Here is a 15,754-nt window from a genome sequence, read left to right as displayed (position 1 = left end):
ACCATTCGTGGCTCAAACCTTGTTCCCGGGCGAATAGCCCCTGCGTAAAGAGAACCACACATCATGAATCAGCAAGCGGTCCGCCGCGCAGCCATTGCCACCTTTGCCGTGTTCGCCATCAACGGCTTCGTGTTTGCCAGTTGGGCTGCCAGGATCCCGGCCGTCACCCGCATCCTTGAGCTGACCGCCGGGGAAATGGGGCTGCTGCTGCTGACCATTGCAGCCGGCTCCGTAATTGCCCTGCCGCTGGCCGGAAGCGTGGTGGCGAAGATTGGCACGGCCAACACCATTCGTGTTGGTGGCTTCGCCGCGTCCTTTGGCGGCCTCATCATTGCCCTGGCTCTGTTCCAGCACAATGTGTCCCTCACCGCTACCGGGTTGTTCTTTTTTGGTGTTGGCATTGGGCTGTGGGACGTGGCCCAAAATATTGAGGGTGCCGATGTGGAGCGCCACCTGGGCCGCACCATTATGCCGCAATTTCATGCAGGGTTCAGTGGTGGGGCGCTGATTGGCGCCCTAGTGGGCGCGGGGCTCTCCGCCCTGGATGTGAGCATGTCCTTGCATCTGTTGGTGATTGTGGTGGGCGTATGCCTAGCCATGGTGCTGGTGCCGCGGATGTTCCTGCCCGAGACACCCACCAGCGGAAGCCGCGCGGATGCCGCGGTCAAGACCCATAAGGGCCGCAGCGCGTGGACGGAGAAGCGCACGCTCATGGTGGGGCTTGTGGTGCTCGGTGCGGCCTTGACGGAAGGAGCCGCCAATGACTGGATTGCCAAGGCCAGTGTTGACGGCTTCGGTTCCACGGAAGCCCAAGGCGCCATCATGTTCGCCGTCTTCGTTGCCTCCATGACGTTGTTCAGGTTCTTCGGCGGGCGCTTCATTGACCGCTTTGGCCGCGTTCCCGTGCTGTACGGCAGCCTAGGCTCGGCACTGGTGGGCCTTGTCATCTTTGTTTTTGCCCCGAACATGGTGCTGGCCGGCGTAGGTGCCGTACTGTGGGGCGCCGGTGCCGCCATGGGTTTCCCTATGGGCATGAGCGCCGCCGCGGACGATCCTGCCCGGGCCGCAGCCCGGGTATCAGTGGTTTCCACCATTGGCTATGTGGCCTTCCTGGCAGGCCCGCCACTGCTGGGATTCCTGGGCGATCACATCACGATCCGCTGGGCGCTACTGGCCATTGCCGTGGCCATCATTGCCTCACTGCTGACCGCACCGGCGGCCAAACCGCTGCCCGCATCAGAGTTTGAGTCAGTCAAGCACTAAGCTGGAGAAATATTCCGCGGGAGGTACTTATTGCTCATGGCTGCCCACAGTAACGGGGTGACACCAACACCTAGCATTGCCCCGGCCACGGTGTCTGATAGCCAGTGAACGACCAAATATGTGTGGCTGTACATCATGGCCAGGCTGAGAATGGCGCCTGCCGTGAACAGGGCCAGCCGCCAATGGCGCCGTAAAAGCACCATGAAGAACGCGGCACTGTAAATAACCATTCCCGCACTGCCCACAACATTCAGCACTACGTCGCACCGGTGAGCCACTGTGAACGTGAGGACACCATGAGGTGGTACCAGCCGTCGTCGTACTTTTGAAAAGGCGGGTTATTCCCCGTGGCCCACACCAGAACAGCGCCGGTCACCAGCAGGATCAGGGCCGGTACCCAGAGCTACAGCAACTGATTGCGTGGCCGATCCAGGGGGTGCAGGGCAGACGATGAAGGCATCTGGCCAGTCTAAGGGCGGGCGTGCACAACACGTCATCACTTGGGATTACCCTGAGCAAACCCTGAATCATCCCTGAGATAGAAGAAAATGGGGAAGGTGTTGCGTACGGTTGTAATAGATTCATACGCAACGCCGCACGCGTTGTGGGCTCAACACAAGGGGAACGCACCATGATTGAGGCAGTAAACCTAACCAAGCGCTACGGTGCCAAGACGGCGGTTGGTGGTGTCACGTTCACCGTCAAGCCCGGAATAGTGACCGGTTTCTTGGGCCCGAACGGTGCAGGCAAGTCAACCACCATGCGAATGATCGTGGGATTGGATAAGCCCACTGCCGGCACCGTCACCGTGAACGGCAAGCCCTACGTCAAACACCGCGATCCCTTGCATCAGGTGGGCGCCCTGCTGGACGCCAAGGCCGTGCACACCTCACGAAGCGCCTACAACCACCTGCTGGCTATGGCAGCTACACACAGTATCCCCACCAGCCGGGTCAACGAGGTCATCGACATGACAGGCCTGGCCGCGGTAGCCAAGAAAAAAGCCGGCGGATTCTCGCTTGGCATGGGCCAGCGGCTCGGTATTGCCTCGGCACTGCTGGGTGATCCCCAGACCTTGATCCTGGATGAGCCTGTCAACGGGCTGGACCCCGAAGGCGTGCTGTGGGTGCGAAATCTGGCGAAATACCTGGCCTCTGAAGGTAAAACAGTGTTTCTGTCCTCACATCTCATGAGTGAGATGGCGCAGACTGCAGACCACTTGATTGTGATTGGCCGCGGATTGATCATTGCTGATGCGCCGATCGCCGAGATTCTTGCTGGCGCTTCGCAAAGCAAGGTACGCGTGCGTACCTCAGAGGTCACCCGGCTGAGCCAGCTGCTGGGCCGGAACGGCGTCACAGTGGCATGCCACGAGAATGAAACATTGGAGGTCACCGGGCTCGATGCCCGCCAGATCGCCGGTATTGCCCTGGCAAATCAGGTGCTCGTGTATGAGCTGACACCGCTGACGTCCTCCTTGGAGGAGGCCTACTTTGACCTGACAAAGGACTCGGTGGAATACCATTCCCAAGAACTTGACTCCAATGCTCCTGCTGCTGTGAAGGAACGCTAACCATGAGTACGATTTCGACTTCCGCGCCTAGGCACACAGGCGGCTGGGTGTCCTTTGGCGGTGTCCTGCGCAGCGAATGGATCAAGTTCCGGTCTCTGCGCTCCACACGGTTGCTGCTCGCTTTCGCTTTCCTGGCAGTGGTGGGTGTTGGCACCATGGCCGCCTGGCTGCGAGGAGTCATCATTGAAAACATCATGTCTTTTGGGTCGTCAGGTCGGGGATCCGGTGTTGATCCTAGTGCAAGCAAGATGACGCTGGACCAAGCCATAGAGCTGGCCAAGGGACAAGGGATTCTTCTTTATAACACTCCCATTGCGGGCCTGCAGCTGGGCATCCTGATTCTGGGTGCTTTATCCGTTTTGCTGATCTCCTCCGAGTTCGGTACCGGCATGATCCGCTCCACCATGACGGCCGTGCCCAAGCGTTTGCCGGCCTTCTTCGCCAAGGCGATTGTGCTGGTGGTGGTCTCCTACGTGCTGACCCTGGCGGCAGCGTTTGTCACGTTCCTGATCTCCGTCCCCATCATGGGGGCCTACGGCATTGAGCTGTCGCTGAGTATGGACGGGGTGCTGTACAGCATGCTCATGGCCGGTGTGTATGTTGCGGGTGTTTCACTGGCCGGCCTGTCCCTTGGTACGTTGCTTCGCAGCTCCGCTGGCGGCATTATTGTCCTTGTTGCGCTGTTCTTTCTGGTGCAAATCGCGGCACCGTTGCTTACCCTGGTTCCAGGTGATTTCTGGAAGTACGTGCCGCAGTACCTGCCCAGCGTGGCAGGTGGCCGGATGCTCGAAATTGGTGAGACGGCAGCCTACATCTCCCCATTGTCCGGTGGGCTGATCTTCCTCGCCTGGATCGCTGTGCTGATGATCCCGGCCATCATCTCCCTCAAGACTCGTGACGTCTAGGACCAGCTGGAGTCCGGCGCATCTGCCGGGAACTTAAGCTCATTCCCATGCGCACACAAGACCAGGCGGCGGAGGCGGAACGAACGGCCGCTTCCGCCGCCGAACTACCATCCTTTGAACGGCGGGCCGCAGAATTCTCGGACCGCCGTCGAGGCAGAATCCGCAACTACTTTTCCAACCACCCCCGCATCATGGATGTGGTGGTGGTTTTGGTGTATTTGTTGCTTGGCCTGGGCACCTTTGTGGACCTGCAACCTGACATGAACGTGAGCTCCCACGTGGTGATTGTGGCTGCCTCAGCCACTGTGCTCTTATTCCGCCGGGACAAGCCCTTGGCAGTCCTTGGTATTCTGACGATTTTTGAACTTCTCAATATTGCCCAGATGCCAAATACAAGCAATGTTGGCATCAGCATTTGGTTTGCCCTCTACTCCGTGGCGGTCACCTACCGCCCCTTGCTGAGCTTCTCAATGGCAGTGCTGGCGACGCTACCACTTGGCTTCTACACGCTCTTTTTTTTCCAGCTCCCGTCTGAATATTTAGTGGCGGACGGTCCCACTGCGGCCCAGACCAACATTATTTCCGCCATCATTATGCTGCTGGCCAATATTATTGCCGCAGGAATTGGGTCCTCTGTACGTAGCAACCGGCGCCATGAAGCCGAAATGCGTCAGTGGGCGGTGCGGAATGCGCAGCTGGCTTCCGTGGCCGAACGCAACCGGATTGCCCGAGAAATGCATGATGTGGTGGCCCACTCGCTGACCGTCATGGTGGCACTTGCCGATGGTGCCGCCGTGGTGGTTAAGCGTGATCCAGCCAAGGCTGGCGAAGTTCTGGGCCAGCTTTCACAAACCGGGCGTACCGCGCTTGCGGACATGCGCCGGGTACTGGGCGTGCTGCGTGCAGATGGTGGAGTGCAGCGCTCTCCGCAGCCGGTCCATACGGACATGGGCGCCCTGATTGAGGGGTTCCGGCAGGCCGGGCTGCCCATCACTGTTTCCAATTCGGGACCACCCACATCACCGGATCCCGCTTTGGCGTTGACGGTGTACCGGATTGTGCAGGAATCATTGACCAATGTGCTCCGCTATGGGGCGGCCGTTTCCCGGGTTCAGGTGAGCCTGCTCAACGATGTGGCCACAGGCGAGTTTAGGGTGCAGATCGCCGATGACGGCCGCGGCACGCTCAAGGGTTCCCTCGGGACGGGGCAGGGCATTGAAGGCATGCGGGAACGGGCACGAATATTTTCCGGCACGCTCGACGCCGGACCTGGTACTCAGGGTGGGTGGCGTGTACACGCTATCCTGTACCCTGCGGATGGACCGGAGTAAATAAAGGAATGTTATGGATGAGGGCTTGATCAAGGTTCTGCTGGTGGATGACCAGCCGCTGCTGCGGATGGGATTCCGGCTGATCCTGGAGGGCGAGGATGATCTGGTTGTTGTGGGTGAAGCCTCCGACGGGGTTCAAGCCCTGGCCGCTGTGGAGTCGCTGGATCCTGATGTTGTGCTGATGGATGTGCGGATGCCGCTGATGGATGGCATTGACGCGACAGCCAAGATCAGCGCTTCATCCTCTGGCGCACGGGTCATCATCTTGACCACTTTTGACCTGGATGAGTACGCGTTTGCCGGCCTGCAGGCCGGGGCTAGTGCATTCCTGCTCAAGGATGTTGCACCCGCTGAGCTGATCCAAGCTGTGCGGCTGGTAGCAAGCGGCGATGCCGTGGTGGCGCCACGGGTGACGCAACGACTCCTGGAGAACTTTGTCCGCAACAGCCCGCCACGGCCCGCACTGCAGCCGGACCCGCTGCTCGAAGAACTCACGCCACGGGAACTCGAGGTGGCCCAACACATTGCTCAAGGGCTCTCCAATGCGGAGATTGCCCATGCCCTGTTTCTCTCCGAGGCAACAGTCAAAACCCATGTGCGCCGGATCTTGACGAAGCTGCACGTGCGTGACCGTGTTCAAGTGGTGGTTTACGCCTACGAGACGGGCCTGGTCACTCCTAGCAACCCTGACTACTAGGCTGACGATTAGTAGTGGGTGGACGGCTGGCGGCAAGAGAGCGTGGCCCCGCCGTTTCCTCCCCTTCGTGGTTGAATCGAAGTATGACTTCTGTTGAGCACATTCTGGACCTACGCGACTTCATCGAAGCGGCGCCGTCGAGCTTTCATGCAGCGAGGGAGGCTGGGAAGCGTCTGGCCGGGGCAGGTTTCAGCCAACTGGCTGAAACTGATGCCTGGCCCGTGACCGGCAAGTTCTTCATGATCCGTGATGGTGCCATCATGGCGTGGATAGTGCCTGAGGGGGCAACTGCCACCACGCCATTCAACATTCTGGGCGCCCATACTGACTCACCCTCGTTCAAGCTCAAACCCAAGCCGACCATGAGCAGGTTTGGCTGGTTGCAAGCAGGCGTAGAGGTTTATGGTGGCCCGTTGCTCAACTCGTGGCTGGACCGGGAACTGCAATTTGCTGGCCGACTCGTGGACCTGGACGGCACCGAGACCCTAGTGGCCACCGGAGCATTGCTGCGCTTTCCGCAGTTGGCGATCCATCTTGACCGTGGCAGCAATGACGGGCTCAAGCTGGATAAACAGTTCCACATGAACCCGGTATGGGGCCAGAGTGAGGGAGTGGAAAGCGACCTTTTGGGACTGCTCGCGGACCGTGCCGGTGTGGACGGCGCAAGCATAGGTGGCTATGACATTGTTGTGGCAGATACCCAGCCCGGCCAGATCTTCGGTGCCAACAATGAATTCTTTGCGGCCGGGCGGATGGACAACCTGACCAGCGTGCATGCGGGACTTGTGGCGCTGATGGCTGCTGCAGCAGCACCCGCCGCCGGTGTGATTCCCGTCTTGGCCGCCTTTGATCATGAAGAAATTGGATCGGGTTCACGCTCCGGCGCCTGCGGGCCCATTCTAGAAGATGTCCTGACCCGTGTCTCTGACGGATTGGGTGCCAGCGAGAGCGAACGCCGCCGAGCCTTCGCCAGCTCGTTCTGTGTCTCTGCCGATGCCGGGCATGCTGTCCACCCCAACTATGGTGAGCGCCACGATCCCGTCAACCTGCCCGTGCTCAACGGCGGCCCGCTGCTGAAGATCAATGCGAATCAGCGCTATGCCACTGACGGTGTGGGGGCAGCGGTGTGGGCCCGATTGTGTGCGAAAGCCGGGGCCCCGTACCAGGAGTTTGTCTCCAATAACAATGTTCCCTGCGGCTCCACCATTGGGCCATTGACAGCCACCCGGCTCGGCATTAGGACCCTTGATGTGGGCACACCGCTGCTTTCCATGCACTCTGCGCGGGAACTGTGCGGCGTGGATGATCCGCACCATCTGGCGCAAATCACGCAGACGTTCTTCGCCGCGGCGGTGTAGCTCGCGGCCACCGTCATGGGAGCGCGCGGAGGTTACGCGGCGAGGCTAACCACTAGGTTGATGGTGGTGGCTAGAATGCCGGTACCAAAGACAAAGGCCAGCAGAGAATGACGGAGCACTGCCCCGCGCATGGGGCGCGTTGTGATGTTGGTGTCCGAGACCTGGTAGGTCATGCCTACGCTGAACGCCATGTAGGCAATGTCGGTGTACTGCGGCGGTTCCTCTTGGTTGAAGCCAATGCCGCCGGGCTCCCCGCTGTAATAAATCTGGGCGTAGCGCAAGGTGAACAGCGTGTGCACCATGAGCCAGGACATGGCGGTTGCGCTCAGTGCCAGCAGTGCCAGCAGGAACCTTCCGGTGCCTTGAATGTCTTTGCTGCCCACCATGACCAGGACGACGGCGGCCAAGGAACCCAGCGCTGCCAACAGAATCAGCAGATCGGTGGTGCGCAGGCCAGGATCCTCCTCCTGCGCATGGGTTGCCGTTTTAGTCGCGTCCATGGGGGCTATGGTCAGCCAAACCGTGGCGTTGTAAATGAGAGCCGCCACGGCCCAGCCCACGGCTGGCGCGTAAATCCAGGCGCCGAGGACACCTGTCAGCGCTGTAGCCGCTATCCCGCACACCACCATGCCCAGAACACGGAGCTGCCGATGCCGGGCGCGGGTTGACGTTACCTGGTTCATGCTGTGATCATGCCACGGCGGTGCCATGGTTGCCTGCAATAGGGCCGCGTCCGGGGTTATCGCCGGCATGGCACAGCCCAATGAAGGCCCCCAATTCCGCCATACCTTCGGGCCGGCTGGGCATGAAATTGCTCAGTTCGGGGGAGCGAATAATAACGGCCCGCCACTGGCCGCGCGAAACAGCAACGTTGATGCGGTTGCGGTTCAGCAGGAACTCCATGCCACGCGGGGCGCCTGACGGGTCCGCGCAGGCCATGGTCACCAGCACCACAGGTGCTTCCTGGCCCTGAAACTTGTCCACCGTGCCCACCCTGACATCCTGCAGCCCAGCGTCATCGAGGGCGCCGCGCACCAGGTGGACGTGGGCGTTGTAGGCAGCCACCACGAGGATGTCGTCCTGAACCAGCGGCCGGGGTGTCTGATCCTTGCCGGGTGTCCACATCAGGCCTAGGTGCTCCCTGGCCTGGGCCACGACCTCCGTGGCTTCCTCTGGTGATGACTGTTTGTTGTCCTTGCCGCTTGCAGGGTCCTGTCTGACGTAGATGGTTTCCACACCGGGATCCTTGCCCTCCAAGTGGCGCTGGGTGGCGGCCAGCGCGGATTTCAGCTTTCCTGAGTAGCTCAACCGGGACACCGCAGCACAGAGGTCCTGCTGCATGCGCCACGAATCGGCCAGGAAATAGCCCTTCTCCGCCGGCAAGGTGGCTTCCCCGGCGGAGATCCAGCCCAGTGCTGATTCGTCCACAGGTGCTGGGTGTGAACCCTGCGTGACCTGTGGCAGTTGCTGCGGATCCCCGAGCAGCAGAAGCCGTTTTGCCGCACGGGATACGGCCAAGGTGTTGGCCAGTGAGTACTGGCCCGCTTCGTCAATGACCAGCAGGTCCAGCGAACCTGCGGGAACATTCGCCCCTGTCATGGTCCATGCAGTGCCGCCAATCAACGCGCCACCCCCGCTGTCCAACAGCTTGGTGAACTGCAAGTCGCTCATGATTTTCCACGGCACCTGGTACGTGCCGTTGAGTTTTTTGCCCACGCGTTCCGGGTCCACGTCCGCCTTCTCAATGGCTGCACGCAGCATGTTCTCCACCACGGCGTGCGACTGCCCCACCACGCCGATTTTCCAGCCCTGCTTCATGAGGTTGGCAATGACGTGCGAGCCCACATGAGTCTTGCCCGTGCCGGGCGGGCCCTGGACGGCCAGGTAGGAATCCTCCAGCCTCTCCACAGCAGCCGTGATGGCGGCAATATAGTCGTGTTCCTGAACACTGTGCCCGTCCCCGTGCATGACCGCGGACGGCAGCGCGCCGCCGTCTTTCAGCCTTGGTTTGAGCTTGCGCAGGATATCCAAACCGGGGTGGTTGGGCAGATGCGGCTGCTCACCCGGCCGGGGCAGGGTGCTGCCCACGGTGTTGGCGAACTCCGCGAGGGCGGCCCGGATGCTGACGGTGGGAACCGGCTTGTTCGGGGCAAGCGCCATGGGCAGCTGGCCATAAGGCTGGACCTTCGTGGTGGACTTCTCCGCTACTAACAGTGTGGTCAGCTCGGGCGTGGCAGGATCCGAAACATCTTCCAGAACGGTGACATTGAATAGCCCTCCACGCGGGGCGGGCGCTTTGCCCGAATCATTGGGCGCGTCCTCCATGCCTTCCGGCAGCGGGGCCTCGTGCATGCCAAACCAGGTTGTACCGGCACGGAAGTCGGAGCCTTCCGTGGCGGTCCCCGTGATTCTTAGCGTGCGACCTTCCGTGCGGGCACGTGGCTTGTCCGCTGGCCTGGCCCAATCCGCCACGATCTCCGCCGTGTCAATGCGCAGCATGTTCCGCTCTTCGGTCCACGCGTTGGGGCCCTTTTCCAGCCGGTCAAAGTGACCCCACCAGAACTGCTTGTCCTCACGGCGGTGGTAGCTGGCTGCGGCGGACACCATGGCGACGGCGTTTTCATCCGCGCTGAGCTTATAGTCCTTCATGTCCTGCACGGCTTCGACGTAGGTGTGGAGCCGGACTTCTTCCGGAGCAAGTTCGTAGCTGCTCTGCTGCTCCTCGGTGCCCTTGACGTTGAGCTTGCCGCTGCCTTCAGCCCACGAGCCCACTGTTGTGGCGGCACTTATGTCAAAGAGCCAGTCACGCAAGCGCAGCGTGGAAACACAGTCGTACCTGTTGTAGTCCGTGATGGAGACCATGGTTTCCGTAGCTTTCGCGGCCTCTTCAGCATCTCCACCCAGTCCTGCGTCGCGCTGCCTGCAGTAGTTGGCGTACGCCACAACCGAGGCGCCGGCATCCTTTACATCGCCTGAGCGGACGTTAGCGCCCATGTAAAACGGTTCGAGTTTCTTGATGGAGTAGGACGATTCGGAAATCCGCACTGATTGGCGAACAGTGTCCAGCAAGTCCACGAGTAGACCCGAACGCAGCCATTCGTCAATGATGTCCTCACCCGCACCGTGCAGGACCGAGAGGTTGCGCAATGCCGACTTCTCATACGGGGCATAGTGGTACACATGCATCTCCGGCCATGTTTTTCGGCGCGCCTGGACATATTCCAAAAATGACATGAATGCCGCCTTCTCCTGCTGGCGCGAATGCGCCCAAAAGGGCTTGAATATAAGGTCAGTATCGGGCACTGATGAGGCCGCAACACCGGCGGGCACGGCTTCAATGGAGCCAAACAGGTACTCAATGCCCCACTTTTCAGTAGTGGGGTCCTGCCACAGCGGATCTCCCTCAAAGTCAAAGAAGATGTCGCCGTCGCTGGGTTTAGGCAGCTGGCTGACGCTGTCCAACACCTTGTAGCTGATCTGGTGCGCGTCAGCACCCTTCCCAACCGTGGCTGAGCCCTTTACTTCTTCCAGGCCCAGCTGCATGCGTGCCTGGTCACGAAGCCGGACCAGCGGCCCGGCAACCCCGGCTTCCGGCAACGCCGCCAGATCCTGGATGGTGGCAATACCCTGCGCCATGAGTTTGCGGCGCTGGGAGCCTGTCATGCCGTTCACCAGCAGCAAGTCTTGATGCGCTGCGACCTGCTCGGCGCAGTAGTCGCAACGCCCGCAGTACTTGATGCCGTCCTGCATCCACGTCACAGGAAGCGGCTGTGCGCGGTGGGCAGCCGTGAGCGTCAGGAACCGCTCACGGTGCTCCCGGAACACCGGCAGCAAGTCTGCCATGGCGTGGTCGCTATGCTTTCGGTTGCCCAGCACCAGCGTGGTGGTGGGGGCCACGGGGATGCCATATTTTTCCAGTTGGTCTCCGTACGCTGCCAGCTGTAGCAGCGCACTGACCCGAGCATGCCTGGCTAGTTTGGTGTCGTGCACGGCGTACGAGCCGTCCGGCTGACGCATCAGAAAATCGGCGAATCCCACAAACGAACCGTCAAAGAAAGTGGACTGGAAAATGACGCTGGCCCCAGTCCGCAACGCCTCCAACGTTTCCTCACGCTTGGCCTCAAGTCCGGTCCAGCTCAACTCGCCGCGGTCGAGGGACTTCACACCCTTGCCTGCGGATGCATCCCATTCGCCAAATTCGGCCAAGTACTCCTGCAGGATCTTCTTTTCAAAGGCGTCACCAAGCCGTGCTGCGCGTTCGCGCATGTCATCTTTCGCGAACACGGCCTTGGCGGTACGGCCAATCTTCTCATCCAGAATCCGCAGCGAACGGTACTGGCACTCACTGGCCGTCACCAGATCAGACGCCGAAAAGATCAGCTCCGTCTCGCCTTCGGGGGAGTCAAGCAAAAACATGAGGGTGCCTTCCTGCAGCGTCGAACCAGATGGTTTCGATGCCTTGAATCTAGCAAGCGGCACCGACATTGTGGCCACCGCGCATCAAGAAGCAGACCAAAATGTCACAGGGGTAGGGCAAGATGGGAAATGTCAACAAACTTGGAGGACATCATGCCCGTGTTCCGTTACGAAACGCACCTGCCATACCCGCGCGAGGAAGTGTTCCGGTGGTTTACCCGGCCCGGCGCCTTGGTGCGGCTCACGCCGTCGTTCTTTGGCACAATTCTGGACGAGCCCAGCGATGGCATTAATCCAGGCTCGACGGCGGCCATGGGCGTGGGTGCCCCCGGCGGGTTGGGCATGTGGCTGGGCTCAGCAGCGGGGACCGTGCGCGGCATGCTGCCCGCGCGGCTGGGGTGGGCGCGGCCGGAGCTCCGCTGGGATGCCCTGCACACCGAGCTGGTGCCGAACGAAAGCTTCACCGACGTCATGGCGAAGGGGCCGTTGGCATCGAGCTCGCACAAACACAGCTTTTTCGACGGCGAACCGGGCACCACCGTGATGCTCGACGAGATGCATTATGAGCTGCCGTCGCCGGTTCGAGGCGCCTGGACCCACCAGCGAATGGAGGCGGAACTGGCGCGCATGTTTGCGTTCCGGGAGAGGCAGCTGCGCGGGGATCTCGCATTTCATGCGGCACATTCAGCGGCTGGAGCCGATGACGGTGAGCCGCTCGTGATTGCGGTGAGCGGGGCGTCGGGCCTAGTTGGGCGTGCGCTCTGCGCCCTTTTGGGAGGTGGTGGGCATACGGTACTTAAACTAGTCCGCCGTGCGCCACGAAGCAGCGACGAGATTTACTGGAACCCTGAGGCCGGGCACCTCGATAAGGCCGGTCTGGCCCGGGCCACTGTGGTGATCCATCTTGCAGGGCACCCGATCGGTGGGAGGTTCACGGAAAGCAACAAGGAAGCGATTTTGCAAAGCAGAGTCCTTGGCACCGGCTTGCTGGCTAAATCCTTGGCCACTCTGGCAGCCGACGGCGTCCGGCGCACCTTGGTGTCCGGTTCTGCGGTGGGGTACTACGGAGCGGATCCGAAGAGTGCGGCAGGGATGAGCAGCCCACCGCCGTTGGTGGAATCGGATCCAAACGGGACCGATTTTCTTGCCAGTGTTTGCCGAAGGTGGGAGGCCGAGTGCGCGCCTGCGGCTGATGCGGGTGTGCGGGTGGTCAATGTTCGCACGGGCATTGTGCTCTCAGCAGGTGGCGGGGTCTTGCAGCGGCTACTGCCGTTGTATTTGGCTGGAGTAGGTGGCCCGCTCGGGAACAAACAGTGGCAAAGCTGGGTAGGTATTGATGACATTGCGGGAATTTTTGCCCACGCAGCCCTGTCCCAGGACGTCAGCGGTCCGGTGAATGGTGTTGCCCCGCACCCGGTGCAGGCCGCCGAATTCGCGCGCATTCTGGGCAAAGTCTTGCACCGGCCCGCTGTTGTCAAGGTCCCTGCTCTGGGCCCACAGCTCTTGTTGGGAAAGCAGGGTGCAGCGGAACTGGCCATGGCAAACCAGCGGGTTTCGGCTCACAGGATCCAAGATTCGGGGTACGAGTTCCGTCATGGCGATCTAGATTCGGCGCTGCGGCATATCCTGGGTGCACCACCGCGCTAAGCCAAGACGCTTGCCTGCCGCTTAGCTCACCGGGTCGGAGAGCTTCTGCTCGGGAGCGGGTTCCGGTGTGCTGCGCAAGGCGCGCAGCCCAAAGGTGACCATGACGATGAGCACCGCCAGCGCCATCATGTTGACCCAGAAGAAGCCGCCAAGCGCCAGGACAGGACCGGCCAGAGCGGCCATCCCGGCAGCACCGAAGTTCATCATCATGTCATTGGCGCCCTGCAGCGGAACGCGCAATTCATCCGGGGCGGATTGGTTCAGAAGGGAGGAGCCGCCAATCAGGGTGGCCGACCAACCCAGACCCAGCATGGTCAGTGCCACTGACATCAGCACCGGATCGCTACGCTCGGAAACGACGGCGCCAACAGCGATGGCGGCCAAGAAAATTCCGCAACCGATCATGACAACGCTTAGTGCGCCGCGCCTGTCCACAAGCCAGCCAAACACCGGACTGGCCGCGTACATGCCCAAAATGTGCAAGCTGATGACGATCCCAATGACCTCGAGCGAATGCCCATGCGCGTTCATGGCAACGGGAGTCATGACCATCACGCCCACCATGATGGCGTGCCCGCCTGTCACAGCCATGAGGGCGAAAAGTGCGCGCGGGTTGTGGCTGGCCAGCCGAAGTGCACGCCACGCACCATGTGTTTTAGTGCGTTCCTTCGGGGCTATCTGCTGCGAGGCAGGTGGGGTGAGGAAGAAGATTCCAACCACCAGTGCGGCGGTCACGAACGCAACCAAGGAGAATACGAACGGCCCGGACAAGGGCACAATTCCCATGCGGATGCCTAAAACCCGTCCGGGTTCTGACAAGTTGGGCCCGGCCACCGAACCGACGGTAGTGGCCCAAATGACGATGGCCATGGCGCGGCCTGCCTTCTCCGGCGCAGCACCATCCACTGCGGCGTAACGGGCCTGCAGCCCGGATGCCGTGGCCGAACCGAAGAACAACATGCCAACAGCCATGAGCCAAAACTGGCCCATTGATGCGGCGAGCAATACTAGCGCAGCTCCCACTGCGCCAAGGGCGAACCCTGTGCTGAGTGCCCAGCGACGCCCGGCCCGGACGGCCAGATTCGCTAATGGCACGGCTACTAGTCCCGCGCCCAAAGCCGAGGCTGTTTGTACAAAGCCGGATGCCGCTGTTGTGCCAGTCAATTGGGCCGCGAGGATGCCACCCACGGCAACGCCGGAGGCCACGCCAACCCCAGACAGGAGCTGGCCTACAACCAGTACGCCTTGGTTTCGGCGCTGGTGGGAAGTGGTATTCATGGGTGAATCCTTGTGTCATAAGGTGAAGGCAGACAAAACCAGTGTGACAGAGGAGCGCCTAAGTATGAGAACCGCGCAACCCCAGAGATCTGCAGCAGCGGCAGCGTTTGATGCGATTTCGGAGGAGCAACTTCGTAAGGTGGGTAGCCTGAAATGGAGTGAGCACCCTGATTCTCTGCCGGCATGGGTGGCGGAAATGGACTTTGGCCTGGCCACGCCCATTGCGCTGCGGCTGCAAGAGTCCATTAGGAATGCTCGGGTGGGCTACCTGCCCAACGCGTTGATTCCCGCCATGAGCCGTGCCTGCGCTGATTTCATGGCGGGCCGGCACGGATGGCACGTTCGCGCTGAGAACATCCGCCCCGTTGCCGATGTTCTCACCGCATTGGAAAGTACCGTGCGCTTGTTCACCCCTGGAACCGGACGCATTGTGGTTTTGACACCCGCCTACATGCCCTTCATCTGGCTGCCCGCCACGTACGGCCGCGAGCTCATCCAGGTTCCGATGCTGGCTACCGGTGATGCTTGGGAGCTGGACTTCGCCGCGATTGAGAATTCGTTGCACGGGGGAGATTTGCTGATTTTGTGCAATCCGCACAACCCCATTGGCAAGGTTTACACGCGCACCGAGTTGCTGCGGCTCGCCGAGATTGTGCAGCGGCGCGGGGCCCGGGTGTTCTCGGATGAGATCCATGCGCCCCTGGTGTACGACGACGCAAGGCACGTTCCGTACGCATCGCTCAGTGACGCTGCGGCCAGCCACACCGTGACGGCCACCTCGGCGTCGAAGGCCTGGAATTTGGCCGGTTTGAAGACGGCGCAAATTATTTTCTCCAACGCTGCGGACGCTGCTGTGTGGACGCAAAAGGGGGCGGCCAAGGAACACAGCGCCACGCCACTGGGGGTTGTGGCGAATACTGTGGCGTACAGCGAAGGTGCTCCGTGGCTGAGGGATGTGCTTGAGTACCTGGACGCTAACAGGTCTCTGCTGGCGGAACTGGTGGGTCAGCACCTGCCCGGGGCCTCTTTGGTGCGCCCGGCAGGGACGTATTTGGCGTTCATTGACTGCAACGGCCTCAACTTGGGCGGATTTGAGGGCACCCCCACCGAATTCTTCGCCGCGCATGCAGCCGTGGTGCTGACCGAAGGAGGGCTGTGCGGTGACGCCGGTGCCGGTTTTGTACGGCTGAACTTTGCCACGCCCGCGCCGATTTTGCGTAAGCTCGTGGAAGCGATGGGGGCGGCGCTTCCGGGCTGATTGGCGTTGCCGGGCTGGTAGGCGCTGC

Annotated in this window: 12 protein-coding genes; 8 read left to right on the top strand and 4 right to left on the bottom strand. The window is 61.1% G+C overall.

Features of this window, described 5'->3' with window-relative positions; genetic code table 11:
- Positions 1 to 63: 63 nt before the first annotated feature.
- Positions 64 to 1,263, top strand: a complete 1,200-nt coding sequence (locus RY113_RS11060) for an MFS transporter (RefSeq protein ID WP_315914585.1) — start codon at positions 64 to 66, stop codon at positions 1,261 to 1,263.
- On the opposite strand, the gene RY113_RS11055 is transcribed toward RY113_RS11060, so the two are convergent.
- A complete protein-coding gene (locus RY113_RS11055; protein WP_315914583.1) occupies positions 1,260 to 1,493 on the bottom strand; it encodes a phosphatase PAP2 family protein in 234 nt (77 codons plus the stop codon). The two genes, RY113_RS11060 and RY113_RS11055, sit on opposite strands and share 4 nt — an antisense overlap.
- 401 nt (positions 1,494 to 1,894) lie before the next feature.
- Here RY113_RS11055 and RY113_RS11050 point away from each other — a divergent pair, with 401 nt between their 5' ends.
- From RY113_RS11050 to RY113_RS11030, 5 genes are all read left to right on the top strand, one after another.
- A complete protein-coding gene (locus tag RY113_RS11050; RefSeq protein WP_315914582.1) occupies positions 1,895 to 2,836 on the top strand; it encodes an ATP-binding cassette domain-containing protein in 942 nt (313 codons plus the stop codon).
- A gap of 2 nt (positions 2,837 to 2,838) precedes the next feature.
- On the top strand, positions 2,839 to 3,741 hold the full coding sequence (locus RY113_RS11045; RefSeq protein WP_315914581.1) for an ABC transporter permease: 903 nt from the start codon (positions 2,839 to 2,841) through the stop codon (positions 3,739 to 3,741).
- Between the two features lie 47 nt (positions 3,742 to 3,788).
- Positions 3,789 to 5,072, top strand: a complete 1,284-nt coding sequence (locus tag RY113_RS11040; RefSeq protein ID WP_245932111.1) for a sensor histidine kinase — start codon at positions 3,789 to 3,791, stop codon at positions 5,070 to 5,072.
- Between the two features lie 13 nt (positions 5,073 to 5,085).
- Positions 5,086 to 5,769 (top strand): response regulator transcription factor, encoded by a 684-nt coding sequence (locus tag RY113_RS11035; protein WP_315914579.1) that lies wholly within the window; start codon positions 5,086 to 5,088, stop codon positions 5,767 to 5,769.
- An 83-nt stretch (positions 5,770 to 5,852) separates the two neighbouring features.
- On the top strand, positions 5,853 to 7,127 hold the full coding sequence (locus RY113_RS11030; RefSeq protein WP_315914578.1) for a M18 family aminopeptidase: 1,275 nt from the start codon (positions 5,853 to 5,855) through the stop codon (positions 7,125 to 7,127).
- A gap of 32 nt (positions 7,128 to 7,159) precedes the next feature.
- On the opposite strand, the gene RY113_RS11025 is transcribed toward RY113_RS11030, so the two are convergent.
- Together RY113_RS11025 and RY113_RS11020 are read right to left on the bottom strand one after the other, a co-directional pair.
- Positions 7,160 to 7,810 (bottom strand): DUF1345 domain-containing protein, encoded by a 651-nt coding sequence (locus RY113_RS11025; RefSeq protein WP_315914577.1) that lies wholly within the window; start codon positions 7,808 to 7,810, stop codon positions 7,160 to 7,162.
- 7 nt (positions 7,811 to 7,817) lie between these two features.
- A complete protein-coding gene (locus RY113_RS11020) occupies positions 7,818 to 11,543 on the bottom strand; it encodes a TM0106 family RecB-like putative nuclease (protein WP_315914575.1) in 3,726 nt (1,241 codons plus the stop codon).
- A gap of 129 nt (positions 11,544 to 11,672) precedes the next feature.
- On the opposite strand from RY113_RS11020, the gene RY113_RS11015 reads away from it, so the two are divergent.
- Entirely contained in the window at positions 11,673 to 13,190 is a 1,518-nt protein-coding gene (locus RY113_RS11015) for a TIGR01777 family oxidoreductase (RefSeq protein ID WP_315914574.1), read from the top strand.
- Positions 13,191 to 13,211: 21 nt separating this feature from the next.
- Here RY113_RS11015 and RY113_RS11010 read toward each other — a convergent pair whose 3' ends face one another.
- Positions 13,212 to 14,468: an MFS transporter gene (locus RY113_RS11010; protein ID WP_315914573.1), complete on the bottom strand. Its 1,257-nt coding sequence runs from the start codon at positions 14,466 to 14,468 to the stop codon at positions 13,212 to 13,214.
- A 64-nt stretch (positions 14,469 to 14,532) separates the two neighbouring features.
- On the opposite strand from RY113_RS11010, the gene RY113_RS11005 reads away from it, so the two are divergent.
- Positions 14,533 to 15,726, top strand: a complete 1,194-nt coding sequence (locus tag RY113_RS11005; RefSeq protein ID WP_315914571.1) for an aminotransferase class I/II-fold pyridoxal phosphate-dependent enzyme — start codon at positions 14,533 to 14,535, stop codon at positions 15,724 to 15,726.
- Positions 15,727 to 15,754 lie beyond the last annotated feature (28 nt).

This window comes from Arthrobacter sp. lap29, assembly GCF_032458965.1.
In the GTDB taxonomy this organism is placed as follows: domain Bacteria; phylum Actinomycetota; class Actinomycetes; order Actinomycetales; family Micrococcaceae; genus Specibacter; species Specibacter psychrochitiniphilus.
The sequence above is the reverse complement of the archived record's forward strand: the minus strand, read 5'-3'. Positions and strand labels throughout refer to the sequence as shown.

Excerpts from the sequence above, each read along its gene's own strand:
- RY113_RS11010 (WP_315914573.1), bottom strand. The coding sequence starts at position 14,468 with ATGAATACCACTTCCCACCAGCGCCGAAACCAAGGCGTACTGGTTGTA.
- RY113_RS11015 (WP_315914574.1), top strand. The coding sequence starts at position 11,673 with ATGTCAACAAACTTGGAGGACATCATGCCCGTGTTCCGTTACGAAACG.
- RY113_RS11035 (WP_315914579.1), top strand. The coding sequence starts at position 5,086 with ATGGATGAGGGCTTGATCAAGGTTCTGCTGGTGGATGACCAGCCGCTG.
- RY113_RS11055 (WP_315914583.1), bottom strand. The coding sequence starts at position 1,493 with ATGGTTATTTACAGTGCCGCGTTCTTCATGGTGCTTTTACGGCGCCAT.
- RY113_RS11030 (WP_315914578.1), top strand. The coding sequence starts at position 5,853 with ATGACTTCTGTTGAGCACATTCTGGACCTACGCGACTTCATCGAAGCG.
- RY113_RS11040 (WP_245932111.1), top strand. The coding sequence starts at position 3,789 with ATGCGCACACAAGACCAGGCGGCGGAGGCGGAACGAACGGCCGCTTCC.
- RY113_RS11005 (WP_315914571.1), top strand. The coding sequence starts at position 14,533 with ATGAGAACCGCGCAACCCCAGAGATCTGCAGCAGCGGCAGCGTTTGAT.
- RY113_RS11025 (WP_315914577.1), bottom strand. The coding sequence starts at position 7,810 with ATGAACCAGGTAACGTCAACCCGCGCCCGGCATCGGCAGCTCCGTGTT.
- RY113_RS11050 (WP_315914582.1), top strand. The coding sequence starts at position 1,895 with ATGATTGAGGCAGTAAACCTAACCAAGCGCTACGGTGCCAAGACGGCG.
- RY113_RS11020 (WP_315914575.1), bottom strand. The coding sequence starts at position 11,543 with ATGTTTTTGCTTGACTCCCCCGAAGGCGAGACGGAGCTGATCTTTTCG.
- RY113_RS11045 (WP_315914581.1), top strand. The coding sequence starts at position 2,839 with ATGAGTACGATTTCGACTTCCGCGCCTAGGCACACAGGCGGCTGGGTG.
- RY113_RS11060 (WP_315914585.1), top strand. The coding sequence starts at position 64 with ATGAATCAGCAAGCGGTCCGCCGCGCAGCCATTGCCACCTTTGCCGTG.